At 65.9% G+C, this 23,811-nt stretch carries 19 protein-coding genes and 1 riboswitch; of the genes, 10 read left to right on the top strand and 9 right to left on the bottom strand.

The window, feature by feature from the left end:
* The first annotated feature begins 44 nt into the window (after positions 1 to 44).
* Positions 45 to 1,334 carry a GTP-binding protein gene (locus tag J2X57_RS11665; protein WP_239739934.1) on the top strand — a complete coding sequence of 430 codons (1,290 nt, stop codon included), beginning with the start codon at positions 45 to 47 and terminating at the stop codon, positions 1,332 to 1,334.
* Between the two features lie 20 nt (positions 1,335 to 1,354).
* On the opposite strand, the gene J2X57_RS11660 is transcribed toward J2X57_RS11665, so the two are convergent.
* Complete coding sequence (locus J2X57_RS11660) at positions 1,355 to 1,579, bottom strand: glutaredoxin family protein (protein ID WP_036110948.1); 225 nt, start codon at positions 1,577 to 1,579, stop codon at positions 1,355 to 1,357.
* Positions 1,580 to 1,652: 73 nt separating this feature from the next.
* Here J2X57_RS11660 and J2X57_RS11655 point away from each other — a divergent pair, with 73 nt between their 5' ends.
* On the top strand, positions 1,653 to 3,035 hold the full coding sequence (locus J2X57_RS11655; protein ID WP_043695454.1) for an L-serine ammonia-lyase: 1,383 nt from the start codon (positions 1,653 to 1,655) through the stop codon (positions 3,033 to 3,035).
* Positions 3,036 to 3,099: 64 nt separating this feature from the next.
* On the opposite strand, the gene J2X57_RS11650 is transcribed toward J2X57_RS11655, so the two are convergent.
* On the bottom strand, positions 3,100 to 3,453 hold the full coding sequence (locus J2X57_RS11650; protein WP_156108687.1) for a hypothetical protein: 354 nt from the start codon (positions 3,451 to 3,453) through the stop codon (positions 3,100 to 3,102).
* Between the two features lie 187 nt (positions 3,454 to 3,640).
* Between J2X57_RS11650 and J2X57_RS11645 the strand changes: the two genes are divergently transcribed.
* On the top strand, positions 3,641 to 5,311 hold the full coding sequence (locus J2X57_RS11645) for an APC family permease (RefSeq protein WP_036110943.1): 1,671 nt from the start codon (positions 3,641 to 3,643) through the stop codon (positions 5,309 to 5,311).
* Positions 5,312 to 5,380: 69 nt separating this feature from the next.
* Here the strand turns inward: J2X57_RS11645 and J2X57_RS11640 are convergent, their stop codons facing one another.
* From J2X57_RS11640 to J2X57_RS11630, 3 genes are read right to left on the bottom strand one after another with little or no spacing between them, the layout of a single operon-like run.
* Entirely contained in the window at positions 5,381 to 6,448 is a 1,068-nt protein-coding gene (locus tag J2X57_RS11640; RefSeq protein WP_309867192.1) for a homoserine dehydrogenase, read from the bottom strand.
* Positions 6,445 to 7,644, bottom strand: coding sequence for a cystathionine gamma-synthase (gene metB, locus J2X57_RS11635; RefSeq protein ID WP_309867189.1), 1,200 nt, complete (start codon positions 7,642 to 7,644; stop codon positions 6,445 to 6,447). The genes J2X57_RS11640 and metB overlap by 4 nt, the downstream gene beginning before the upstream one ends.
* Positions 7,645 to 7,647: 3 nt before the next feature.
* Positions 7,648 to 8,688, bottom strand: coding sequence for a homoserine O-succinyltransferase (locus J2X57_RS11630; RefSeq protein WP_309867186.1), 1,041 nt, complete (start codon positions 8,686 to 8,688; stop codon positions 7,648 to 7,650).
* 92 nt (positions 8,689 to 8,780) lie between these two features.
* Positions 8,781 to 8,896: riboswitch (SAM riboswitch) on the bottom strand.
* A gap of 363 nt (positions 8,897 to 9,259) precedes the next feature.
* On the opposite strand from J2X57_RS11630, the gene J2X57_RS11625 reads away from it, so the two are divergent.
* A complete protein-coding gene (locus tag J2X57_RS11625; RefSeq protein ID WP_036110937.1) occupies positions 9,260 to 10,861 on the top strand; it encodes a peptide chain release factor 3 in 1,602 nt (533 codons plus the stop codon).
* Positions 10,862 to 10,950: 89 nt separating this feature from the next.
* Here J2X57_RS11625 and J2X57_RS11620 read toward each other — a convergent pair whose 3' ends face one another.
* Entirely contained in the window at positions 10,951 to 12,609 is a 1,659-nt protein-coding gene (locus J2X57_RS11620; protein ID WP_043695462.1) for an FAD-dependent oxidoreductase, read from the bottom strand.
* A 130-nt stretch (positions 12,610 to 12,739) separates the two neighbouring features.
* Here J2X57_RS11620 and J2X57_RS11615 point away from each other — a divergent pair, with 130 nt between their 5' ends.
* The 5 genes from J2X57_RS11615 to J2X57_RS11595 all read left to right on the top strand — a co-directional run bounded on the left by J2X57_RS11615 (position 12,740) and on the right by J2X57_RS11595 (position 19,799).
* A complete protein-coding gene (locus J2X57_RS11615; protein WP_309867183.1) occupies positions 12,740 to 13,648 on the top strand; it encodes a type II CAAX endopeptidase family protein in 909 nt (302 codons plus the stop codon).
* 104 nt (positions 13,649 to 13,752) lie between these two features.
* Positions 13,753 to 17,406, top strand: a complete 3,654-nt coding sequence (locus J2X57_RS11610) for a response regulator (RefSeq protein ID WP_309867180.1) — start codon at positions 13,753 to 13,755, stop codon at positions 17,404 to 17,406.
* Between the two features lies 1 nt (position 17,407).
* Positions 17,408 to 18,247, top strand: coding sequence for a CheR family methyltransferase (locus J2X57_RS11605; protein WP_043695468.1), 840 nt, complete (start codon positions 17,408 to 17,410; stop codon positions 18,245 to 18,247).
* Entirely contained in the window at positions 18,244 to 18,813 is a 570-nt protein-coding gene (locus J2X57_RS11600; RefSeq protein ID WP_309867176.1) for a chemotaxis protein CheB, read from the top strand. The genes J2X57_RS11605 and J2X57_RS11600 overlap by 4 nt, the downstream gene beginning before the upstream one ends.
* Positions 18,810 to 19,799 (top strand): diguanylate cyclase, encoded by a 990-nt coding sequence (locus J2X57_RS11595; RefSeq protein ID WP_176167894.1) that lies wholly within the window; start codon positions 18,810 to 18,812, stop codon positions 19,797 to 19,799. The genes J2X57_RS11600 and J2X57_RS11595 overlap by 4 nt, the downstream gene beginning before the upstream one ends.
* Before the next feature lie 63 nt (positions 19,800 to 19,862).
* On the opposite strand, the gene J2X57_RS11590 is transcribed toward J2X57_RS11595, so the two are convergent.
* Entirely contained in the window at positions 19,863 to 20,744 is an 882-nt protein-coding gene (locus tag J2X57_RS11590; RefSeq protein ID WP_309867172.1) for a LysR substrate-binding domain-containing protein, read from the bottom strand.
* An 88-nt stretch (positions 20,745 to 20,832) separates the two neighbouring features.
* Between J2X57_RS11590 and J2X57_RS11585 the strand changes: the two genes are divergently transcribed.
* A complete protein-coding gene (locus tag J2X57_RS11585) occupies positions 20,833 to 21,846 on the top strand; it encodes a putative sulfate exporter family transporter (protein WP_309867169.1) in 1,014 nt (337 codons plus the stop codon).
* A 56-nt stretch (positions 21,847 to 21,902) separates the two neighbouring features.
* On the opposite strand, the gene J2X57_RS11580 is transcribed toward J2X57_RS11585, so the two are convergent.
* Both J2X57_RS11580 and J2X57_RS11575 read right to left on the bottom strand, forming a co-directional pair.
* Entirely contained in the window at positions 21,903 to 22,757 is an 855-nt protein-coding gene (locus tag J2X57_RS11580; RefSeq protein WP_308847729.1) for a hypothetical protein, read from the bottom strand.
* Positions 22,735 to 23,799, bottom strand: coding sequence for a GNAT family N-acetyltransferase (locus J2X57_RS11575; protein WP_309867166.1), 1,065 nt, complete (start codon positions 23,797 to 23,799; stop codon positions 22,735 to 22,737). Before J2X57_RS11575 ends, J2X57_RS11580 begins: the two co-directional genes overlap by 23 nt.
* Positions 23,800 to 23,811 lie beyond the last annotated feature (12 nt).

The following is a 23,811-nucleotide window of genomic DNA, read 5'->3' as shown; positions in this document are numbered from 1 at the left end:
TCCGCGACCGCTTGCGCGGTCTCTCCGACCGCTTCCGTCGCGGCGTGCCTCGCGCTGCCGCGACGGACGAGCGCGGCGGCGCCGTCGCGGCCAGTCTGCGCGGACTGCTCGACGATCCGTCGATCCCATCAGGCGTGCGCGATGCGATGGCGGCGGACTTCCGCCGCATCGAAAGCATGCTGGATCGTCTGGAACGCGACGAACTGCATGTCGCCGTGTTCGGCCGCGTTTCCGCGGGAAAGTCGGCGCTGGGCAACGCACTGCTTGGCCGCGAGGCGTTCACCGTCGGCGTGCTGCACGGTACGACGACGGAAGCCGACGCGGCCCGCCTCGACGAAGCCGCCAATGCGGGACTCGTTCTCATCGACACGCCCGGCATCAACGAGCTGGGCGGCGAGGCGCGCGAGAAACTCGCCTTTGAAGTCGCCGAGGTCAGCGACCTCATCGTCTTCGTTGCCGACGGCGACCTCACCCGGGACGAACGGGATGCCTTGCGCACGCTCGCGACCACCCGTCGTCCGCTGCTGGTCGCACTGAACAAGGTCGATCGCTACAGCGACGACGAGCGCGACGGCCTGCTGGAGAGACTGCGCCAGCACACCGCGACACTGGTCCGGCGCGAGGACGTGATCGCCGTGGCGGCCCAGCCGTCCTCCCGGTCGGTCGTCGAACTCGACGCCAGCGGCCACGAGCGACTGTCGTCCGAGCCGCGCCCGCCCGATGTCACGGCGTTGAAATCACGCTTGTTGGCCATCGCCGAACGGGAAGGCAAGACGCTCTCGGCGATCAACGCCGGGCTGTTCGCCGGGCGGCTCACCGACCAGATCAGCGAGCGCGTCGCCGCGACGCGTCGTGAGGTCGCGTCCGGAGTCATCCGCCAGTATTGCGTCGCCAAGGCGGTGGCCGTGGCCCTGAATCCGGTACCGGTGGCCGACCTGCTGCTGGCGGGCGGCCTGGACGCCGCCATGGTCGTGCAGCTCGGCCGGGTCTACGGCCTGCCGCTGACCCGGAGCGAATCCGGAAAACTCGTCGCGACCATTTCGGTGCAGCTGGCCGCACTGATGGGGGCCGTCTGGGGCATGCAGCTGGTCGCCTCGGCACTCAAGGGCCTCAGCGGCGGCGTGTCCGTCGTGGTCACCGCCGCGGCGCAGGGCGCGCTCGGCTGGTACGCGACGGTACTGATCGGCCGGGCGGCTGAGCATTACCTCATCACGGGGAAATCATGGGGTGAGCACGGGGCGAAGCGCGCCGTCGCGGATATCGTGGCCGGACTCGACCGCGATTCCATCCTGCGCGAGGCGCGCGAGGAAATTCTCAGGCGCCTGCACCGGTAGGAGCCAGCCCCGCTGGCGATTCAACCCGCGAAAGCCCTGACTCGCGCCACATCGAACGGCCAGTCCAGCTCCATCCCGTCGCCCCGGCGCAATACGGGCACACGCGTCCCATACCTGCTCTCCAGCGCCTCATCCTCATCGATCCACACCGACGAAAAATCCGGTAACCGCGCCTGCGCCAACACCTCCAGCGCCTGATCGCAGAGGTGGCAGTCATCTCGCTGGAACAAGGTGAAGTCGGACATGCGCAGGTGTATGGGGCCAGGGGCGTCGCGGCGTAGAATAACCGGCTATCCCCGTAGCCAACCTTCCCCAGCCATGGCAGTCAGCGTTTTCGACCTTTTCAAGATCGGCATCGGCCCGTCCTCCTCGCACACGGTGGGCCCCATGCGCGCCGGTGCGCGTTTCGCCGAACACTGGCTGGAGGAGAAGGGTGTACTGGAGCGCGTAGCGCGCGTGCGTTGCGAGCTGTTCGGCTCGCTGGCCATGACCGGACGCGGCCACGGCACCGATAAGGCGGTGTTGCTCGGGTTCGAGGGCGAGTGGCCCGATCGCGTCGATCCGGACACCATCCCGGCGACCCTCGAGCGCATCCGCGGAACCCGGCGCATCCGGATCCTCGGCCGCCACGAGATCCCCTTCGACGAAAAGGTCGATCTGGTCTTCAACAAGCGCCAGAAACTGCCGTTCCACACCAACGGCATGCGCTTCTCGGCCTACGATGCGGACGGCAACGAACTGGCCACACGCGACTACTACTCGGTCGGTGGCGGTTTCGTGGTCAATCCGGACGAAGCCGCGGAAGACCGCATCGTCGCCGACACCAGTGAGCAACCCTTCGCCTACTCCACCGGCGACCAGCTGCTCTCGCTGTGCAAGGAACACAACCTCACGATCGCCCAGCTGGTCATGCGCAACGAGGGCATCTGGCGTCCCGAGGCGGAGACCCGCGCGGGTCTGCTGACCATCTGGAAGGCCATGCAGGACTGCGTCTCCCGCGGCCTGCGTTCGCCCGGCGTGCTTCCGGGCGGTCTGAAGGTCAATCGCCGCGCCCCCGCCATGGCCGCCGAGCTCCGCGCGCAGCCGGAAGCCGCGCTGCGCGATCCGCTCACCATCCTCGACTGGGTCAACCTGTACGCACTCGCGGTGAACGAAGAAAACGCGGCCGGCGGCAGCGTGGTGACGGCGCCGACGAATGGCGCCGCGGGCATCGTCCCGGCGGTGCTGCATTACTACCGCCACTTCTGCCCCAACGCATCGGAAGACGGCGTCATCCAGTTCCTGCTCACCGCAGGCGCCATCGGCATCCTCTATAAGGAAAACGCGTCGATTTCCGGCGCCGAAGTGGGCTGCCAGGGCGAAGTGGGCGTGGCCTGTTCCATGGCGGCCGGCGGTCTGACGGCCGCGCTGGGCGGTAGCGTGACCCAGGTCGAGAATGCCGCGGAGATCGGCATGGAGCACAACCTGGGCCTGACCTGCGACCCGATCGGTGGCCTCGTCCAGATTCCCTGCATCGAGCGCAACGCCATGGGCGCGGTGAAGGCGATCAACGCCAGCCGTATGGCGCTCAAGAGCGACGGCAAGCATCACGTTTCGCTGGACAAGGTGATCGCGACCATGCGCGACACGGGACGCGACATGAAGGACAAATACAAGGAAACATCGCGCGGCGGTCTGGCCGTCAACGTCATCGAATGCTGATCGGCCCCCGTAGGAGCGCGCCCCGCGCGCGAAAAGCCAACGAAGCGATAATGCGGAAAGGCCCCTAGCGAACCGGACAATCCCGCGGCAGCCGGTCGACCGTTTCGACTCTCACCGGCTCGTCCTCGCCCCACCAGTTGGCGACGGCGGTGTAGCAAATTCTCAATTTTCCGCGGCGCGTATCGAAGCGCTGTTTGCTCGTGTACGCAAAGCACGACACCGACGCCAGATGACCCAGTTCGCGCATGGTCATGGCGCAGCGCCGCACGGACTCCACCGGGTCTTCACCGGGGTACAGCGTGAAGTAAAAACCCTTGGCGGTGCGGTCGTAGGACTCGGAATCGATCAGCCGGCCTTTGTCGGTCCACGCCTCATCGGCTGCGGCAATGCCACATACCGTCAAGGCAAAGAACAACATGCCGCTGGCGACCACCTTCGAACGCATCCGAACCCCTTTAGCCCTACCGCATCGGCCAGTGTATATCGATGCGGCGCCCCGTGTACGTAGGGGAACGATGGCTGACAGTTGCGGCCCGGGCTGTCATTATCCGGCCCTTGTGCCGCCCCGGGGTGGATTCTCGCCGCCCCGTCCGACCGGAGTCTGTATGTCACATCACCATATCCGCCGCGATGTCGGCGCCTTCGCCCTGATGCTTACCGGCCTGGGCTCGATCATCGGCTCGGGCTGGCTCTTCGGCGCCTGGCACGCCGCCCAGCTCGCCGGCCCTGGCGCCGTCTACGCCTGGATCATCGGCGCCGTCATCATTCTCTTCATCGCCCTGACCTACGCGGAACTGGGTGCGATGTTCCCCGAATCCGGCGGTATGGTTCGCTACGGCCACTACTCGCACGGCTCGCTGGTCGGCTTCATCGCCGGCTGGGCCAACTGGATCGCCATCGTCTCGGTCATTCCTGTCGAAGCCGAAGCCTCGGTCCAGTACATGGCGTCATGGCCCTGGGAATGGGCGCAGTGGACCAAGGGCCTGTACGTGGTCACCGCCGGTCACGGTGAGCTGACACCGCCTGGCCTGGCGATCGCCGCGGTGCTGGTGATGGTCTACTTCTTCCTCAACTTCTGGAGCGTGAAGCTGTTCGCCAAGAGCAACACGGCGATCACGGTATTCAAGCTCGTCGTTCCGGCCGCGACCGGTATCGCGCTGATCGCCACGAGCTACAACCCCGGCAACTTCGACATCGGCGCGCATGGCGGCACTCACGCGATCGACATCTCCTCGATCCTGACCGCCGTGGCCATCTCCGGCATCGTCTTCAGCTTCAACGGTTTCCAGAGCCCCGTGAATCTGGCGGGTGAAGCGCGCAATCCCGGCCGCAGTGTGCCGTTCGCGGTGATCGGCTCGATCCTCCTGGCCACCGTGGTCTACGTGCTGTTGCAGGTCGCCTTCATCGGCGCGGTACCGCCCGATCAGCTCGGCAAGGGCTGGGCGGGTCTGGAATACGCTTCGCCGTTCGCCCAGCTCGCCACGGCGCTGATGATCAACTGGATGGCGATCCTGCTGTACGCCGATGCGTTCGTCAGCCCCAGCGGCACCGGCGCCACGTACACCGCCACCACCGCACGCATGATCTACGCGATGGAGCGCAACGGTCAGCTGCCGAAGATCTTCGGCCATATCAACCCGCGCTTCGGTATCCCGCGCCCGGCGATGTGGCTCAACCTCGTCGTGAGCTTCATCTTCCTGTTCTTCTTCCGCGGCTGGGGCACCCTGGCCGCGGTGATCTCGGTGTCGACGATCATTTCGTACCTCACCGGTCCGGTCAGCGTCATGACCCTGCGCCGCACCGCGCCGGAACTGAAGCGTCCGCTGCGCATCGCCGGCCTGCCCATCCTCGCCGCGCTGGCCTTCATCTTCGCGACCGAGCTGCTGTACTGGGCCAAGTGGCCGCTCACCGGCGAGATCATCCTGCTGATGGTCGTGGCCCTGCCGATCTACTTCTACTACACCGCCAAATCGGGCTGGGAAGATTTCAGCCGCCACCTCAGGGGTGCCTGGTGGCTCATCGTCTACCTGCCGGTCCTGGCGCTGGTGTCCTGGGCGGGCAGCAAGACCTTCGGCGGCCGCGACTTCATCCCCTACGGCTACGACCTGGCCGTGGTCGCCGTCATCGGTGTGATCTTCTACTTCTGGGGCGTCGCCTCCGGCTGGCGCACCCCGATGGTCGAGGCCGCGCGCTTCCACCATGACGAGGACTCCGGCGGCGGCCCCGTCCTTCCGCCCAGCGCGGATGAGGCCGAAGCAGTCACCGGTCGCCGGTAACGAAAAAACGCCCCTCGGGGCGTTTTTTTTGATCCCGACTACCGGGCGGAGAAAAACGATCCGACGGGATTAAAGTGCCAGCACATCGCCCAGCAGCGCCTGCGCCGTGATTTCGGGGCCGGCGCCCGGACCCTGGATCACCAGAGGCGTCGCGTGATAGCGCGTTGTCGTCAGCGCGAACTGGTTGTCGGTGCCGGACAGGCGGGACGCGGGATGGTCCGGGCCCACTTCCACGAGGCCTACGCGCGCCCGACCGCGTTGGTTGAGGCGTGCCAGGTAACGCAGCACCTTGCCGTTGGCTTTCGCCTGCTCGTGCCGGATGCGCAGCGGTTCATCGAGCTCGCCGAGCCGCTCGAGGAACGTGGCGGTATCGAGATCGCGGAGCGCCTCGGGCACGAGGCTCTCAACCTCCACTTCTTCCGTACCCAATGCGAATCCCGCGTTGCGCGCGATGATCAGCAGCTTGCGCGCGACATCCTCGCCCGAAAGGTCCGAGCGGGGGTCGGGCTCGGTAAAGCCCAGCCGCCGCGCGTCCGACAACAACGCCGAAAAAGGGCGGCTGCCGTCGTACTGGTTGAACAGCCAGGACAGCGAACCGGAAAACACGCCTTCCAGTGTCAGCAGGCTGTCGCCGCAGTTGCGCAGGCGCCTTAGCGTGGACAGCACCGGAAGACCGGCGCCCACCGTCGCGGCGTCGCCGTAAACGCTGCCGTTCGCGGTTGCGCCCTGAAGCGCGCGCCAACCGGACAGATGGCCCCCGGCCAGCGCCTTGTTGGCGGTGACGACGTGGTAACCCGCCGCCAGCCACTCGGCGTGGCGGCTGGCCTCGATCGAACACGCCGTCGCGTCGATGACCACCTTGCGTTCGGCGCCCGTGGCGTCGAGCGCGGCCAGAAGTGGCGCGTTTTCGCGACCATCCCTGCCCTTGGCGAGAAACGCCGCGACATCGGCAGGGACCAGGCCGTCAGCATGCGTGTGCTGACGCTTCGAGTTCGCGGCGCCAACGAGGCGCAGGGAACGCGCCGCCGGTGTCGCGAGCAGGGTCAGCAAGGCACGCCCCACCACGCCGGTGCCGAGCAGGACGACCGCCGTGCGCGGCGCCGTGTCCACGAGGGGAGCGGCGACCACGGCGCTCACGCGCCGACCTTGCGTTTCGAGGTGACCGACGCCACCGCCGCCGCGCGCGCCAGCGCGGCTTCGAGATCCGCCAGCAGGTCGTCACCATCTTCGATGCCGACCGAGAGACGCAGCAGGCTGTCGGAAATACCGGCGACCTTGCGCGCTTCCGGCGCCATCGACGCGTGCGTCATGGAGGCGGGATGAGCGACCAGGCTCTCGACGCCACCCAGCGACTCCGCCAGCGAGAAATAGCGCAGGCCATCGACGAAGGCTTCGATCGCGTCGGTACCGCCGGCGATCTCGAAGCTGAGCATCGCGCCGAAACCTTTCTGCTGGCGCTGCGCCAGCGCGTGGCCGGGGTGCGACGCGAGACCGGGATAGAACACACGCGACACGGCGTCGTGTGCGTCGAGTCGGTCGGCGATACGGCGAGCATTTTCTTCGTGGGCACGAAGGCGTACGGCCAGCGTCCGCACACCACGCAGCGTGAGAAAGCTGTCGAACGGCGACCCCGTGAGCCCGTTGCAGTTGCCCCACCACTTCAGCTGCTCGGCGACCGCCTGGTCCGCGGCGATCACCGCACCGCCGACCACGTCGCTATGTCCGTTGATGTACTTGGTGGTCGAGTGAACGACGATGTCGGCGCCGAGTGTCAACGGCTGCTGCAGGGCGGGCGACAGGAAGGTGTTATCGACGACGACGAGTGCGCCGACGGCATGCGCGGCCTGCGCGACGTGACGCACGTCGGTGATACGCAGCAGCGGGTTGGACGGCGTTTCCACCCAGACCAGTGCCGGCTTCTTCGCGAGGCCATCCGCAAGCGCGGTCGGATCGGTGAAGTCGACGAAACGCACACGGAAGCGCCCCTTCTTCGCCCAGGCATCGAGCAGGCGCCACGTGCCGCCATAGCAATCGTGCGCGGCAAGCACGAGGGCACCGGAGGGTACGAGTTCCAGCGCCAGCGCCACGGCGGACATCCCACTGCCGGTGACGACCGCGCCCGCGCCCTCTTCCAGCTCCGTCAGCGCTTCGCCGAGCAGGTCGCGGGTGGGGTTGCCGCTGCGTGAGTAGTCATAGGCACGCTTGCGGCCGAAGCCCTCGAACGCATAGTTGGTCGACAGGTGCAGCGGCGGCACCACGGCGCCATGCTGAGTGTCGGATTCGATGCCGGCGCGGACGGCGCGGGTACACAGACGGGATTCGTGGGTGGTCATGATTCAGCGGTCTCCGCGACAGTCGTTGAGTGCGTGACGCAGCACGGGAGCGAGCTGCACGGTTTCTTTGAGGAAGGCGTCGTGGCCGTACGGCGAGTCCACGACTTCGAGGGTGGCGGTGCCGCCGAGACGGCGCTGCAGTTCGCACAGGTCCGACAGCGGAACGAGGCGATCGGAAGGGAAGCCGACCAGCGTCGTCGGTGCGGAAACCCGTTCCGGCGAGATGTCATGCAGGTCGATGGACTCGGAAAGGGCGAGAAAACGCGACGGGTCGAAACGTTCGACGAAGCGACGGCCGGCATGCTCCAGGTAATCCTCCACGGGGAAGTGGAAGCGGCCGTCGCGCAGTTCAGGGCCGGCGGCGAAACGGCGCGAGAATTCCTCGCTGCCGCGGTACGTTGTCATCGCCAGCTGACGGGCCAGGGCGAGCGCTTCATCCACCCGGCCGGACTCGATGCCGAGGCGGACGATGCCGCGCTGCACGGAGCGCTGCGCCGTGGACAGCGGGTGCGGACGGTGCGCCCCGGCGAGCAGTACCAGCGAACGCAGCTTGTCCGGATGGGCGGCCGCGAAGGCCAGGCCGGTCATCGCGCCGTATGAGGAGCCCACGAAGGCCTGAACGCGACCGATGCCCAGTTCGTCCACCAGCGCGGCCAGCGCGGATGCCTGATCCTCGCTGGAAACCGAAGCCACGTCGTCGCCCAGGTCGCCCGGGACCAGCCAGTCGATCGACAGCACGCGGCATTCGGCGAGGTCGATCGCGGCGCCCTGCCCCACCAGCTCCTGCCACCAGCCAGTCGCTCGATCGCGTCCGGCGCAGACGTCACGATCGGCGGAGATGCCGCCCTGCACGATCACCGTCGGCGCATGAGGCGCGCCGCACCACAGGTAACGGACGTCCACATTGACGGTTTCGCTGCCGTACTTCGGGACGAAGGAGACGCGGCGCACGCCACGCTGCTCGGTGAGGTCGGCCGCGCAACGCGGCGCGGCAACGCAGGCCGTTTCGGGGAGGGAGATCACGGTGAGGGGCTCGGCTGACATATCCAGATTCCTGCGTTCGGGATCGAGCCCTGCGGGAACACCGGTATGCGGATTGCCGGCCACGGGTACGCGAATGCGTGCCCGCAACGGACATCCCATCTATCGGCTGACGTGCGGAAGCACGACCCGCAGGAGTTGGCACCGTCGCGGAAATCCGCAGGTTGCCCCGGCTTCAAAGGGCCTGTCCCTCAGCCGGTCTCGATGAGTGAAACCGACGATACGCCTCGATCCAAAACGTGTCAACAGCCGTTTAGACGTCCAGATGTCCAGATGTCCGAACGTGTGAGGTGCGCGAATCATCGTGGAAACCGTTGGCACAGGCGGGCTGCGGCCTTCGGACTGCAAGCGCATGACGGATGGCGACGGCAACGGGACCGGTCCGAGGCCGTGGGATCGTGCACACGCGGAAGAGCGTCGCCGGCAGGGCCGGACCCCATCGGACCCGGGTCGATGGCCTTGCTCTGGCGTCCGGCCGGGCCGGGTCACCGGTGGGGAGAGGTGTCGGGCCGCCTCAGCCAAGCCTCCTAACCCCTGCTAGAATAGGGGGTTAGCCTTCACAGCGACCCTGCCCATGTCCTCACACCTCACCGAAACCCGCCGGCGGCGCAGTTTTGCCATCGTCAGCCACCCCGACGCGGGCAAAACGACCCTGACCGAGAAGATCCTGCTGTTCGGCGGCGCGATCCAGATGGCCGGCTCGGTGAAGAGCCGCAAGGCCGCCCGCCACGCGACGTCCGACTGGATGGCGCTGGAAAAGGAGCGCGGCATCTCGGTGACCTCGTCGGTCATGCAGTTCCCCTATGACGACGCCATCGTCAACCTGCTGGACACACCCGGCCACGCGGACTTCTCCGAGGACACCTACCGCGTGCTCACGGCGGTCGACTCGGCGCTGATGGTGATCGACTGCGCCAAGGGCGTCGAGGAGCGCACGATCAAGCTCATGGAAGTCTGTCGGCTGCGCGACACGCCGATCATGACCTTCATCAACAAGCTCGACCGTGAAGGCCGCTCGCCGATCGAACTGCTCGACGAAGTCGAGTCCGTACTCGGGATCGCCTGCGCGCCGGTGACCTGGCCGATCGGCATGGGTTCCCGCCTGAAGGGCGTTTACCACGTGGTGCTCGACGAAGTGCACGTGTTCGAGCCGGGCAAGAACTTCACCCGCCAGGACTCGACGATCTTCAAGGGCCTGGACGATCCCGCACTCGCCACGATGATCGGACAGGCCGCGCTCGACGAACTGCGCGAAGAGCTCGAACTGGTTCTCGGCGCATCGAATCCCTTCGACATCGACGCCTACCTCGCCGGTAAACAGACACCGGTGTTCTTCGGTTCGGCGGTCAACAACTTCGGCGTACAACTGCTGCTCGACTTCTTCGTCGAGCACGCACCCTCGCCGCGCAGCCGCGAGACGCTGACGCGTGAAGTCAAGCCGGAAGAAGAGAAGCTCACCGGCTTCGTTTTCAAGATCCAGGCGAACATGGACCCGGCGCATCGTGACCGCGTCGCTTTCATGCGTGTCTGCTCGGGCACCTACACCGCCGGCATGAAAATGCAGCAGACGCGTACCGGCAAGGAAGTGCGCATCGCCAACGCGCTCACCTTCATGGCGTCCGATCGCGAAATCGTGGAGCGGGCGTACCCGGGCGATGTCATTGGCCTGCATAACCACGGCACGATCACCATCGGCGATACCTTCACCGAAGGGGAGCCACTGTCGTTCACCGGCATCCCGAACTTCGCGCCGGAGCTCTTCCGTCGTGCGCGTCTGCGTGACCCGATGAAGATGAAAGCGCTGCAGAAGGGTCTCGCGCAGCTGTCGGAAGAAGGCGCGACGCAGTTCTTCCGCCCGCTGATGTCGAACGACCTGATTCTCGGCGCGGTCGGCGTGCTGCAGTTCGATGTGGTCGCTTATCGTCTGAAGGACGAGTACAACGTCGACTCGAGTTTCGAGCAGGTCGGCGTGGCGACGGCGCGCTGGATCCATTGCGACGACGCGAAGAAGCTCGAGGAATTCCGCGAGAAGAACGCGGGTAACCTGGCGATCGATGCGGCGGGCGAGCTGGTTTACCTCGCCCCGACGCGAGTCAATCTGCAGCTGGCACAGGAGCGCTGGCCGGGAGTCCGGTTCTCGGCGACGCGCGAGCATGCGGCGTCGGTCGACGTCTGAGGTTCGATCGATCCGAGGCGCCATAAAAAAAGTCCGGCCTGGCCGGACTTTTTTTATGGCGCGAAAAGGAGGCGTGCGTTCATCGGGCCTCAGACCGGCGACGGATGCAGATACCGGTGAATCGCCTGCACCACGACCGACCCCTCCCCCACCCCGGAAGCCACACGCTTGATCGATCCCGACCGCACATCGCCCACCGCGAACACGCCGCGCAGGGTCGTAGCGAACGGCGAAGGTGTCGCGTAACCATCGGCATCGCGGCCGGTAAGCACGAAACCCTTTCGATCCAGATCCAGGCAGCCGTCCAGCCAGGCCGTATTCGGCTCCGCGCCGATCATCACGAAGAGCGCACCGATCTTCTTGCGCGTCTGTGTGCCGTCGTTGCAGATCCAGCCCACCTCACGCAGATAGGCATCGCCGTCGAGGTGATCCACCTTGCAGTGCGTATGCAGCGTAATGCGCGGCGACTGGTCGATACGCTGCACCAGGTAATCCGACATGGTCGCGGCGAGCCCGCTGCCACGCACGAGGATATGTACGTGCGCCACGGTGCGCGCGAGGAAAACCGCCGCCTGACCCGCGCTGTTGCCGCCGCCGACGATCACCACTTCCTCGCCGGCACAGAGCGTCGCTTCCATCGCCGTCGCCGCGTAATGAATGCCCTGGCCCTCGAAGCGCTCGTAGTCGACGTGATCGAGCTTGCGATAGCGCGCACCCGTCGCGATGACCACGGACTTCGCCGTGACGACGGTGCCGTTGTCGAGCTTGAGACGGAACGGGTGCGCCGAGCAGTCCAGGCCCTGCACTTCACGCGCGATGGCCATGTGCGCACCGAACTTCATGGCCTGTACCTGGGCGCGGCCGGCCAGGGCCTGCCCCGAAATACCGGTGGGAAAGCCGAGGTAGTTTTCGATCTTCGAGCTGGTGCCGGCCTGACCACCCGGCGCCAGCGATTCCAGCACCAGCGTGTCCAGTCCCTCCGACGCGGCGTACACGGCCGCGGCGAGTCCCGCGGGCCCGGCGCCGATGACCGCGACGTCGTGCACGTGATCGGTATCGAGCAGGATGGAGATGCCCAGTTCGTCGGCCAGCTGGGAAGTCGTCGGGCACTTGAGTACCGTTCGATCGGGCAGGATGACGACCGGACACTCCTCCGGATCGAGGCCGAACCCGTCGATCAGGTGGCGCGCGTCTTCATCGATATCCGTGTCCAGCAAGCGGTACGGGTAGCCATTGCGAATCAGGAAGCTGCGCAGGCGCACCGTGTCCGCCGCGTGGGCGGAGCCTGCCAGGATCACGCCGCCCTGCCCGCTCTGAATGAGACCCACGCGGCGCAGGATGAAGGCACGCATGATGATTTCGCCGATATCCGGCTCACCGGACACCAGCTTACGGAACTGCAGGGGATTGAGCCGGACAAGACGCGTATCGACGGCCGTCCGGCCATTGACCATCACCTGGCGCTCGCTGAAGAGGTCGACCTCACCGGTGAACTGGTTCGGACCGTGGACGACGAAGATGTTGGGCGCGCCGTTCTCGTGGAAGTCGTAGACCTCGATACTGCCCTCCAGCACGAAGAAATAATCCACGCGCCGCTGCCCACGCTCGAACAGCAGCGTACCGGCCGGGACCGTCTCTTCCACTCCGTACCTGACCAGCCGCGCCGCCATCTCTTCGCTAAGGTGGGGGAAGGTCTGCTCACGACGGTTCATCGGGCTCGACGGATCGTTTTCTGACGGTATGGCCATGCAGCGGATTCCAGGGGTTTGGGCCGTATGCCCTCGTGGGAAGATAGCCGAAGTGGCACGGGACGATCTTGTATCGGAGCACCATCATGCCTGCGTAGACTCTGCCCGCAAGCCCATCAGGATACTGTTCATGTCCGCGCCGCCCACTGCCGTCAACCGCCCCTCGCTGCCATTGCGCCTCCTGCGCTCACCGGTCGGTCGCATTCTCGTTTTCGCCGTGACGCTCAGTGCACTGGGCTTCATCGCCGGCCGCATCTACAACGGCATCGGTCTGCCCCGGGGCAGCCTGCCATTCGATCAGGTCACACCCCTGATCGAGGCCTTCCGGCTGCTACCCATCGTGATCGCCTACTGGCTGCTGGTGCGGACGATCGAGCGACGGCGGATCGACGAGCTCGCGCCACGCAAGGCTGTCCCGCATCTGGCCCTCGGCCTGATCGGCGGCGCGGCGTTGTTTTCGCTGGTCGTGGGAACCCTCTACGCCCTGGGCGTCTTCGTCGTCGACGGCGTGAACCACGACGTGGCCTGGCTCGGTCCCATCCTGGTCACGGGAGTCGGTGCCGGCGTGGGAGAGGAAATCATCAGCCGCGGCGTGCTCTTCCGCATCGTCGAAGAAGGCCTGGGGACCTGGGCTTCGCTGATCATCTCCGCGGCCTTCTTCGGCGGCGTGCACATCTGGAACCCCGGCGCCACCGCCTGGAGCGCCATCGCCATTGCGCTGGAAGCCGGGCTCCTGTTCGGGCTGCTCTACAACGTGACCCGCTCCCTCTGGCTCTGCATGGGCGTCCACGCCGCGTGGAACATGGCCCAGGGGCCGTTCTACGGCATTCCGGTGTCGGGCTTCGAACAGCACGGCCTGCTGGCCTCCCATATGCAGGGGCCCGAATGGCTCACCGGCGGCGCGTTCGGCGCCGAGGCCTCCGTCGCGGCCCTTTGCATCTGCTCGATGGCGACGGCCGTATGTCTTGCCGTGGCGATCCGCCTCGGCACACTGGTCCCGCCGCCGTGGCGTCGCGTCCCGCAGGCTCCAGTCGTGTGACGTATCGCCGATAATCAGTATGACGCCATGGAAGCCCGGCCCGGTTTGGGTGTAGTACCTGAACGGGCCAGACGCGGCACCCTTGTCCCACTACCGGTCTTCGCATGTCCTCTCACGAAAAGAAGCGCAACTGGCTGGCCGACCAGCCCCTTCAGCGCAAGATCGTCTTCGCCATCGGCGCCCTTCTGGCCCTTTTCGTGGCGGCCTGTGTCGCCAACCTGGTGTCGCTCTACCGGGAGAACGACACGCGGGCCTGGTCGACGCATACCTACGTCGTCCTGCTGACCCTGGCCAATACGAGCGACGACGCGCAGGCCCGGCAGGTGGCGGCGCGTGGTTACCTGCTCAACCAGGCGGAAACCGAGTGGGCCGACTTCGACCGGGCCGACCGCAAGATAACCCAGGACATCGCCCAGATCCGCCAGCTGACGGTCGACAATCCGCTGCAGCAGGCGCGCCTGGACCGTGCCCAGGAAATGCTCGACCGGTGGAAGACCGAAGTCACCAAAGCCGGACTGGAGCCGATGCGCGCCATCGGCAACGCGGCCACCCCCGAGGCGTCGTTCGCCCGGGACCGCGTTCGTCACGACTACCTCGACCATCGCACGGTGCTGATGAGCGACATTCGCAAGCTGATCGACGAGATGTCGGCCAGCGAGCGGGTTTTGCTGGAGGAGCGGACCAGGGCCCTGGACCACGTACTCGCGGCAACCCAGTACATCGATGTCATCTCGCTGGTGGTCTGCCTTCTGTTCGGCATCGCCGTGATCCTCATGACCTCCCAGCTGATCACCCGGCCCATCGTGCGGATGACCGAGCTGATGACGCGACTGGCCGGTCATGACCACACCATCGAGGTTCGGCAGCTGAGCCGCCGCGACGAGATCGGCGAGATCGCCCGCGCGCTCCAGGTGTTCAAGGAGATGGCGATCGAAACGGCGGGACAGAACTGGCTGAAGTCGACCGTCACCGCGGTATCGAACCGCCTGCAGGGCGCGACGACCTACCGCGAGTTCGCCGACACGCTGCTCTCCGAGCTGGTTCCCACCCTCAAGGCGGGCGTCGGGGTGTTCTACGTGTTGCGGGAAGAAACCTCGACGCTGGAGATGCTGGGCAGCTACGGCTTCCGCCAGCGACGCCACGTCACCACGTCCTATGCTCTTGGCGAGGGCCTTGTCGGCCAGGCCGCCATCGAGCGCCGGCCCATCGTGCTGCAGGACGTGCCGGACGATTACACGCGCATCCACTCAGGCACCGGCGAAGCGTCGCCGCGCAGCGTGATCCTGGTGCCCGTGCTCTCACGCGACACGTTGCTCGGCGTCCTCGAGATCGCCAGCTTCGATCACCTGTCGTCGGTCCAGGAACGCCTGCTCGACGAACTGATGCCGATCGTCGCCCTTTCGCTGGAAAATCTCTCGCGAGCGCTGCGCACGAGCACGCTCCTCGAGCAGACGCAAAGCCAGGCCGACGAACTGCGCGCCTCGGAAGAAGCGCTGCGCTCGCAGCAGGAAGATCTGCGTTCGACCAACGAAGAACTCAAGAACCGGACGAACGAGCTGCAGGAGCAGTCGCAGCGGCTGGTCGCCTCCGAGGAAGAACTGCGCGTGCAGACGGAAGAACTGCATGCGTCGAACGAGGAACTGCGAGAGAAGAGCCTCACCCTCAACCAGCAGAAGGACTCGCTGCAGGCCCTGCAGAACGAAACCCAGGAAAAGGCCGAAGAGCTCGCGCGCGCCAGCCAGTACAAGTCCGAGTTCCTGGCGAACATGTCGCACGAGCTGCGTACGCCGCTGAACAGCCTGCTGATCCTCTCGCGCAGTCTTGCCGACAACGACGAAGAAAACCTCACCGGCGAGCAGGTCGAGTCGGCCCGGATCATCCACGACGCGGGCTCCAACCTGCTCCGGCTGATCAACGACATCCTCGACCTGTCCAAGGTCGAGGCCGGCAAGATGGAACTGATGGTCGATACGTTCCCGCTGGCCGATCTCTCACGCACGCTCAGCCGGACGTTCAACCACGTCGCGCAGGAAAAGAAGCTCGACTTCGAGGTGACCGTCGCCCCCGGGCTTCCCGCGTCCATCCGCACCGATGGCGCCAAGCTCGAACAGGTCGCCAACAACCTGCTCAGCAACGCGTTCAAGTTCACCTCCAGCGGCACCGTGGCGCTGCGCATCTCGCGCCCCGCCGCCGGGGCGGCGCTGCCGGACGGCCTCGATCCGGCCCACACCATCGCGATCGCCGTCATCGACTCGGGCATCGGCATCCCGGCCGACAAGTTCCAGCGTGTGTTCCACGCCTTCGAGCAGGTCGACGCCAGCACCAGCCGCCAGTACGGCGGCACCGGCCTGGGCCTCGCCATCTCCCGGCGCATCGCGATGCTCCTGGGCGGCGACATCACCCTCGTCAGCGAACCCGGCAAGGGCAGTACCTTCACCATTTTCCTGCCGGAGACGGCGCCCGAGAGCGATTCGATCGCGGAGCCGATCCCGCTCCAGCAGGCGGCTGCCGAGGCGACGCTCCCGCTGTCGCCCGGCCTGCTCGTGGACAGCATCGATGACGACCGCGGCTCGCTCAATCCGGGCGATACGATCATTCTCGTCGTCGAGGACGACCCGGCCTTCGCGCGCATTCTGGCGGACATGATTCATCGCAAGGGCCACCGTGTGCTGGCGGCCGCGGATGGCGAGACCGGCCTGGCCCTGGCCAATCGTTACCGCCCCACCGGCATCCTGCTCGACGTGATGCTGCCGGGCATGGACGGCTGGACGGTGATCGAGCGCCTCAAGGGCGATGCCGCCACGCGGCACATCCCCGTGCACTTCATCTCGGCCACGGACGATTCCACCCGCGGCCTCGAGCTGGGTGCGGTGGGCTTCCTGACCAAGCCGGTCAGCCGCGAATCCATCTCGGACGCTTTCGAGCGCCTGCTGCACTTCGCGGAAGGACGCACGCGCCACCTGCTGGTCGTGGACGACGATGCCAGCGCGCGCGCCGCCGTGCGCACGCTGCTGAAGGACGACTCGGTCGTCATCGACGAAGCTTCCTCCGGCGAGGAAGCGCTCGCCATGACCGGCGATACACCGTACGACTGCATCGTGCTCGATCTCGGCCTGCCCGGCATGTCGGGCATTGAGTTCCTCGAGCGGCTCGCGCGCGGTGGTCATACGCCGCCGGTGGTGGTCTATTCGGGTCGCGACCTCAGTCGCGAGGAAAGCATGAAGATCCGCCAGTACACCGACAGCATCGTGGTCAAGGGCGCCCGCTCGCCAGACCGCCTGCTCGACGAAGTGAGCCTGTTCCTGCACTCGATCCGTCATGGCGGCGGCGCGCGCGACGAAGCGATCACTCCTGCCGGCGGCATGGACGAGGCGGACCTCCGCGGCCGTCGCCTGCTGCTGGTGGACGACGACATGCGCAATCTGTTCGCCCTGTCCAAGGTGCTCCGGGCGAAGGGCGTCGATGTCGTGATGGCGCAGGATGGCCAGAAAGCACTCGACACCCTGGACAAGGACGCGGACATCGAACTCGTGCTGATGGACATCATGATGCCGGTGATGGACGGCTACGAGACCATGCGCGCGATCCGCGCGAAGCCGGCGGTCGCGAAGGTGCCGATCATCGCGTTGACCGCGAAGGCCATGCGCGGCGATCGTGAAAAGTGCCTGGAGGCGGGTGCCAACGATTACCTGTCCAAGCCGATCGACGTGGACCGCCTGCTCTCGCTGATTCGCGTGTGGCTGCCGCAGCGCGGCTGATATGGATATCGAAGACATCGAAATCCAGTTGTTCGTGCGCGCGATGCAGCTGCGCCACGGGCACGATTTCAGTGAATACGCGCCCGCCTCGCTCAAGCGGCGGGTGCAGCAGCTCGTGCGCACGCACGATGCGGGCAGCGTCAGCGAGCTTACCCGGCGCTTGCTGCACGAGCCGGGCTTCGTCGCCAGGATCATCGAAGGTCTGTCGGTACCGGTGTCGGAAATGTTCCGGGACCCCGCGGTCTTTCGCGTCCTGCGCGACAAGGTCTTTCCGGTACTGGCCTCCTATCCCGAGATCAACATCTGGCAGGCCGGCTGCGCGCATGGACAGGAGGTCTATTCGCTGGCCATCCTGCTCGAGGAAGCCGGACTCTACGAGCGCTCGCGCATCTATGCCACGGATTTCAACGACGCGGCGCTGGCGATCGCGGGCGAAGGCATCTACGCGACCCGCGAAGCGCGGGACTGGTCCCGTAACTATCTCGAAGGCGGCGGGCAGCGCTCGCTCAGCGACTACTACAGCGCGCGCTACGACTTCATCAAGCTGGACACCCGCCTGCGCCGCAACGTCACCTTCTTCAATCACAACCTGGTGACGGACGAGGTGTTCTGCGAGGCGCATCTGATCCTTTGTCGCAACGTCCTGATCTACTTCACCAACACCTTGCAGGACCGCACGCTGGGCTTGTTCCGCGACAGTCTCGTGCGCGGCGGTTTTCTTTGCCTCGGCACCCGGGAGAACATCGATTTCTCGCCCGCGGCGGCGGGCTTTTCGGACGTCGACAACGCGCTGCGCGTTTACCAGGTGGGCGGTTCCGGTGCGAGGCCGCTGACGCGATGAGCACGCATCAGGCGATCGTGATGGGTTGCAGCGCCGGTGGCCTGTCGGCGCTGCAACGCGTCCTCCCCGGACTCGACAGACGGCTCGCCGTGCCTGTCGTCATCTGCTGCCATACCGGCTCGGCCGACGTATCGCTTCTGGTCGAATTGCTGGCGCGCGTCAGCCCGCTGCCGGTCGTCGAAGCCCAGGAGCGCGCCCCCGTCGATCCGGGCGTGATCCACGTCGCTCCCGCCGGCTACCACCTGCTGATCGAACCGAACCTGCACTTCTCCCTGAGCATCGACGCCAAGGTCGCCTATGCACGGCCGTCGATCGACGTACTTTTCGAAACCGCCGCCGATGCCTGGCACGATGCCCTCGTCGCCGTGCTGATGACCGGCGCCAACTCGGACGGCGCCAACGGCCTCGTCGCCGTACGCCACGCCGGTGGCTATGCCGTGATCCAGGATCCCCAGACCGCCGAAGCGAAGGTGATGCCGTTGACTGGCCTCGAACGCGCGGGAGCGGACGCCTGCCTGCCCCTCGACGCCATCGCCCCGCGACTCAACGAACTATGCCTGACATGAATCCGATCCGACCCAAGATCCTCGTCGTCGACGACACGCCCGCCAACCTCGTCGCCATGCGCCGCTTGCTGGCCCGTGCCGACGCGGACATTTTCGAAGCATCCAGTGGCAACGAGGCGCTTGCGCTGTGTCTCGATCACCAGTTCGCACTGGTGCTGCTCGACGTCAACATGCCCGAGATGGACGGCTTCGAGGTGGCGGAATTCATCTCGGAAAACGACCACCTGAACGAGACGCCGATTATCTTCGTGACCGCCGCCTACGCCGATGACGTCAACCGCATCAAGGGCTATACGGCCGGCGCGGTCGATTACATCGCCAAGCCGATCAACGACGTCATCCTGCAGTCGAAGGTGAAGATCTTCCTCGAGCTGTATCGCGCCCGCGCCTTGCTACAGAGTGCGCTCGACGAACTGTCGACGCGAAACGAGCAGCTGACCAACGAGGTGGCCGAACGCACGCGGATGGAGCAGCTGGTTCGCCATCAGGCGACGCATGATGCGCTTACCGGGCTGCCGAACCGGTTGTTGTTCCGCGAACGCCTCGAAGGCGCCATCACGCTCGGTAACGGGGGCGGCGCGACCTTCGCGCTGGCCTATATCGACATCGATGGATTCAAGGGCGTCAATGACGCCAGCGGACACGCCGCCGGCGACGAGCTGCTCAAGGCGATCGCGCTGCGCATCGACGCCCGCACGCGTGGTACGGATACGGTGGCCCGTCTGGGCGGCGACGAGTTCGCCGTGCTGCTGCACGATACGGCGGACGCCGCGGGTGCGCTGACGCGCTGCCAGGCACTCTGCGATGCCGTGGCTGAACCCTACACGCTGACGATCGGGGACATTCGCGTACCCGCCCGCGTTGGCGCCAGCATCGGTGTGACGATGTTCCATCACGGCATGGCGTACGACGAGATCGTGGCGATTGCCGATGGGGCGATGTATGAGGCGAAGCGCAGCGGCAAGAACCGCTGCGTTCTGGCCTGACCGCATCGCCGGCGAGGCTGGCTCCCGCTCTCCTGGCGGGAGCCAGCCTCGCCGGCGATGCTTTTATCGGCTCAACCCGGCCAGAAACGCTTCCAGCACCGCCCCGCGATACCGCTGCCGGTGCGACAACACCGACAACACCCGCCGGAGATCCAGGAAAGGGGTTGGCAGAACCACCAGCCGCCCCGTCGCCCTCGCGTCCCCGATCGCCACCTCCGGCAGACACGCGATACCCAGCCCGGCGATCACTGCCTGCTTGATCGACTCGGACTGATCGAGTTCCAGCACGGTTCTTCCTTCGGGCAACTCGGCCAACGCCCGCTCGCTCAGCGCCCGCGTGGCCGAGCCTCGCTCGCGCAGCACCCAGCGTTCGCCGGCGAAATCCTCGCGGCGCAATCGCTTCTTTCCGGCCAGGACGTGATCCGGCCGTGCGCAGACCACCAGCCGGTCGTCGCGCCACGGGCGCGATTCGATCGACGGGTGCGTCACCGGCCCCTCGACGCAACCAATATCGAAGTCATGGTCGAGCACGCCCTGGGCGATCCGCGCCGTATTGGCGACACCCAGGCGCAAGGAAACGCCCGGATGCGCGGACGCGAACGTCCCCAGCAGATCGCCCACCAGGTAATTGCCGACGGTATTGCTGGCGCCGACACGAATTTCCCCGGCAAGCTCGGCCCGTTCACCGGCGGCCCTGCGACCGAACTCGGCATGCCGCTCGATCAGTTCCTGCGCCAGCGGCAGCAGCTCGCGCCCCCGGTCGTTGATCCGCAACCGCCCCCGCTCGCGAGCAAACAGTTCGGCACCGAGCTGCCGCTCCAGTTCGGCGAGGGCCATGCTCGCGGCCGGTTGACTGAGGAACAGTCGTTCGCTCGCCGCGCGGACACTTCCCGTGGTGGCGATGGCGACGAAAATCTCTAGCTGACGAGGGCTGACGGCATGCATAAGTTCGACTTATACACCCGATAAGGGATTTTCAATATGCTTATACGTGGTCGATCAGGACAATAGGGACGTTGCCAGGAATCCCGCCATGTCCTCCGTCGTCGCTTCGCCCATCGCTCCCTCACGTCTTCCCGGTTTCCTGCTCGCCCTCGCGGTGGCGGCCGTGGCCTTCGCGCTCGGTCGCGCCGTACCGCTCATCGGCGGCGCCGTCTTCGGCATCGTGCTCGGCATCCTGGTCCGCCATTTTGCGCCGCCGGCGGCGCGCTTCCAGCCGGGCATCCGCTTCGCCTCGAAGCAGGTACTGCAGTGGTCGATCATTGCGCTGGGCTTCGGCCTGAGCCTGACCCAGGTCGCCCATACCGGCCTGGAATCGCTCTCGGTGACGTTGGCCACCGTCGCCGTGGCAGGCCTCTCGGCGTGGCTGCTCGGTCGCATGCTGCATGTCCATGACAAGCTTCAGGTACTGATCGGCATCGGCACCGCGATCTGCGGCGGCTCCGCCATTGCCGCCGTGGTGCCGATCATCAAGCCGGACGAACACGACACCGCCTTCGCCATCTCGACGATCTTCCTGTTCAATCTGGTCGCCGTGCTGCTCTTCCCCCTTCTGGGCCATCTGCTGGGCCTGACGGATCTGGGCTTCGGCCTCTGGGCAGGCACCGCGATCAACGACACCTCGTCGGTCGTCGCCGCCGGCTACAGCTTCAGTCATGCGGCTGGTGACTACGCCACCATCGTCAAGCTAACGCGCGCTACCCTGATCATTCCCATCAGTCTCGGCATCGCCCTCATCGTGGCGTGGCGTCAGAAACACTCGGGCGCCAGCGACTTCAGTCTCGCGAAGATCTTTCCGTGGTTCATTCTCTGGTTTCTGGTCGCCTCGGGTATCCGCACCGCGGGTCTCGTTCCCGAGGTCGCCCTGCCGGTGATCCACTTCATCGCGGAATGCCTGATCGTGGTCGCCCTCACCGCCATCGGCCTGTCGGCCGACCTGCGTCGCATGGCATCCACCGGCCCCCGCCCGATCCTTCTCGGACTCGGTGTCTGGGCCGCCGTGGCGCTCACCAGCCTGCTCGTGCAGCACCTGATCGGCCGTTGGTGAAAACACATCGCCAATCGCGCAAGGTCGGTAGCCACTTGGCCAGATGAAAGAGAAGCTCAAATAGCAGCCAGAATCCGCAGATTCAGCGCATGCTGCTGCGCCTGCCACACCGCCAGCCTTCCGGCGTCGATTTCATCCTGACCATCCATCGCGCTGAGCTTGCGCTTCCACCAGCTCCGGTACCTATAGCGGGAGATCTCGCCGGTCACGTCGCTGGCTATGACGCGCCCACGCACGACCCGGATGATAGCCTCGCCGCCCGCTTCGCTGAGCGTGCCCTGGTCCCAGTTCGTCATGGCGACATCGGGCGCATACGCATCCTTGTCGATCGACAGATACACAGGCTCGCTGCTGCTCGCCTGCATTTTTACGAACGCGTCGACCATGCCTTCGCTGGTCAGGAATGAACGAAAACGCGCACCGAGCCCGAGCTTCAGCGCCCAGCTCGTGTCCACGCCCGTCGACCAGTACGTCAGCTTGCCCGCACGCAGCGGCCCGAGGTAGTTCTCCCAGGCATGTCCGCGTCCGATATCGCCCGACGTGATCCCGATCACATGGACATGGCTGACCCGCCGCATCATCGCGACGCGGCGTACCCAGGATCCGCAGTGGACACCGAACGGAAAACGCATGTTGTCCGGATGGTTGTCGAGCACGACGACCTGAAAACTTTCCTTACCGGGGACGCGCTCGACCAGCGGCCAGGTCAGATGATGGAAATCGCCGCTGCCCATGAAGACCGTGCCGTGCTCACGCGGGAGGGTTTCCACCAGGTCGGCCGAGAAGCGACGAAGGCTGGATACCGAACAGCCAAAGCGGATCGGCTCTTCCCACTCCCTCAGCGGAAGCACGAGGCGACCCGGCAATGCGCCGACCGACCCATCGAGGTCAAGTACGATGGGCGTCCGCATCGGAGGCCTCCCATACGCTGTCGGATTCGAAACGATGGGCGAAACGCCGAAGCACGGCGCGCAGCAGCGGATGACGGATGTACACGGCATGCCGGGTCAGGTGGAAATGCGCACCCAACGATGCCTTGACCGCGGGATCCGTCCAGCCGGCGACATAGAACCGGAGGCCGCGCGCCAGGGCGAATTCGAGATTGACGAACCAGCTGACGAAGTACAGATCGAACTCACGCGCCTGTGGGTACGCGAAGCCTACGTACTTGTCGAGCAACTTGCCATTGTGTTCGTAGCAGAGGTTCCAGCCGATGAGCCGGCCGTCGACGCGGTAGGTGAACACCTGTCCGCCCGGATCGCGCAGCACGGCGGCGAAGAAATCGCGTGACAGCTTGTCGAAGTGGACTTCGCTCTGCGCGTGGACGTTTTCGAACAGCGCATAGTACCCGTCGACCACCTCGTCTGAAGCGAAGGCATCGCCGGTGGGGATCACCGCGATGTCGAGCTTGTCGCGCGAACGAAGCTTGCGACGGAGATTCTTTCGCCGCGACGCGGAGAGCCGGCCGAGGTATTCGTCGACCGAGCCGAAGTCGATCGGCACATAGGCGAGTGCCTGCCCTTCGACGATGATGTAACCGCGATCGCGCGCGGCATCGACGAAACGCGCGGTCCAGGCACGATCGCGCACGCTGGTCAGCGGCGAATCCACCGCGAGGTCCTTCACGATCAGCAGCGGATGGCTGGCACCGAACGAGCGCGCCCACGATGCGGCCACCGCGGCAGGGTCGTTGCATGCATCGAACAGCGAATATTCGGAGACCGTCGTCCCCGCAAAGCAGGTACGCGGCGTCAGAAGACGCTTCAGCAGCGACTGAAACGGAAAACTGGCCACACGCCGGCGAAGCTCGTCGTCGGCGGTGGTCAGCAGGTCGAACGGAGCCACGAAAAGTGGCGAACCATCCACCGCACGGGTCGGGGTGAACCCGTGCGGTGGATGGCGTTCAAAATGCCCGAGCAAGGCATCCGGCTCGAGCTGGTTCACGAACGCCATCGCGTGGCTGCC

Origin of the sequence: Luteibacter sp. 1214 (assembly GCF_031455395.1) — a bacterium.
Taxonomy (GTDB): Bacteria; Pseudomonadota; Gammaproteobacteria; order Xanthomonadales; family Rhodanobacteraceae; genus Luteibacter; species Luteibacter mycovicinus.
This window is presented reverse-complemented; position numbering and strand designations above follow the sequence as displayed.

Excerpts from the sequence above, each read along its gene's own strand:
- J2X57_RS11585 (WP_309867169.1), top strand. The coding sequence starts at position 20,833 with ATGTCCTCCGTCGTCGCTTCGCCCATCGCTCCCTCACGTCTTCCCGGT.
- J2X57_RS11630 (WP_309867186.1), bottom strand. The coding sequence starts at position 8,688 with ATGTCAGCCGAGCCCCTCACCGTGATCTCCCTCCCCGAAACGGCCTGC.
- J2X57_RS11580 (WP_308847729.1), bottom strand. The coding sequence starts at position 22,757 with ATGCGGACGCCCATCGTACTTGACCTCGATGGGTCGGTCGGCGCATTG.
- J2X57_RS11625 (WP_036110937.1), top strand. The coding sequence starts at position 9,260 with ATGTCCTCACACCTCACCGAAACCCGCCGGCGGCGCAGTTTTGCCATC.
- J2X57_RS11575 (WP_309867166.1), bottom strand. The coding sequence starts at position 23,799 with ATGGCGTTCGTGAACCAGCTCGAGCCGGATGCCTTGCTCGGGCATTTT.
- J2X57_RS11605 (WP_043695468.1), top strand. The coding sequence starts at position 17,408 with ATGGATATCGAAGACATCGAAATCCAGTTGTTCGTGCGCGCGATGCAG.
- J2X57_RS11660 (WP_036110948.1), bottom strand. The coding sequence starts at position 1,579 with ATGTCCGACTTCACCTTGTTCCAGCGAGATGACTGCCACCTCTGCGAT.
- J2X57_RS11645 (WP_036110943.1), top strand. The coding sequence starts at position 3,641 with ATGTCACATCACCATATCCGCCGCGATGTCGGCGCCTTCGCCCTGATG.
- J2X57_RS11595 (WP_176167894.1), top strand. The coding sequence starts at position 18,810 with ATGAATCCGATCCGACCCAAGATCCTCGTCGTCGACGACACGCCCGCC.
- J2X57_RS11610 (WP_309867180.1), top strand. The coding sequence starts at position 13,753 with ATGTCCTCTCACGAAAAGAAGCGCAACTGGCTGGCCGACCAGCCCCTT.
- J2X57_RS11620 (WP_043695462.1), bottom strand. The coding sequence starts at position 12,609 with ATGGCCATACCGTCAGAAAACGATCCGTCGAGCCCGATGAACCGTCGT.
- metB (WP_309867189.1), bottom strand. The coding sequence starts at position 7,644 with ATGACCACCCACGAATCCCGTCTGTGTACCCGCGCCGTCCGCGCCGGC.
- J2X57_RS11600 (WP_309867176.1), top strand. The coding sequence starts at position 18,244 with ATGAGCACGCATCAGGCGATCGTGATGGGTTGCAGCGCCGGTGGCCTG.
- J2X57_RS11650 (WP_156108687.1), bottom strand. The coding sequence starts at position 3,453 with ATGTTGTTCTTTGCCTTGACGGTATGTGGCATTGCCGCAGCCGATGAG.
- J2X57_RS11615 (WP_309867183.1), top strand. The coding sequence starts at position 12,740 with ATGTCCGCGCCGCCCACTGCCGTCAACCGCCCCTCGCTGCCATTGCGC.
- J2X57_RS11590 (WP_309867172.1), bottom strand. The coding sequence starts at position 20,744 with ATGCATGCCGTCAGCCCTCGTCAGCTAGAGATTTTCGTCGCCATCGCC.
- J2X57_RS11655 (WP_043695454.1), top strand. The coding sequence starts at position 1,653 with ATGGCAGTCAGCGTTTTCGACCTTTTCAAGATCGGCATCGGCCCGTCC.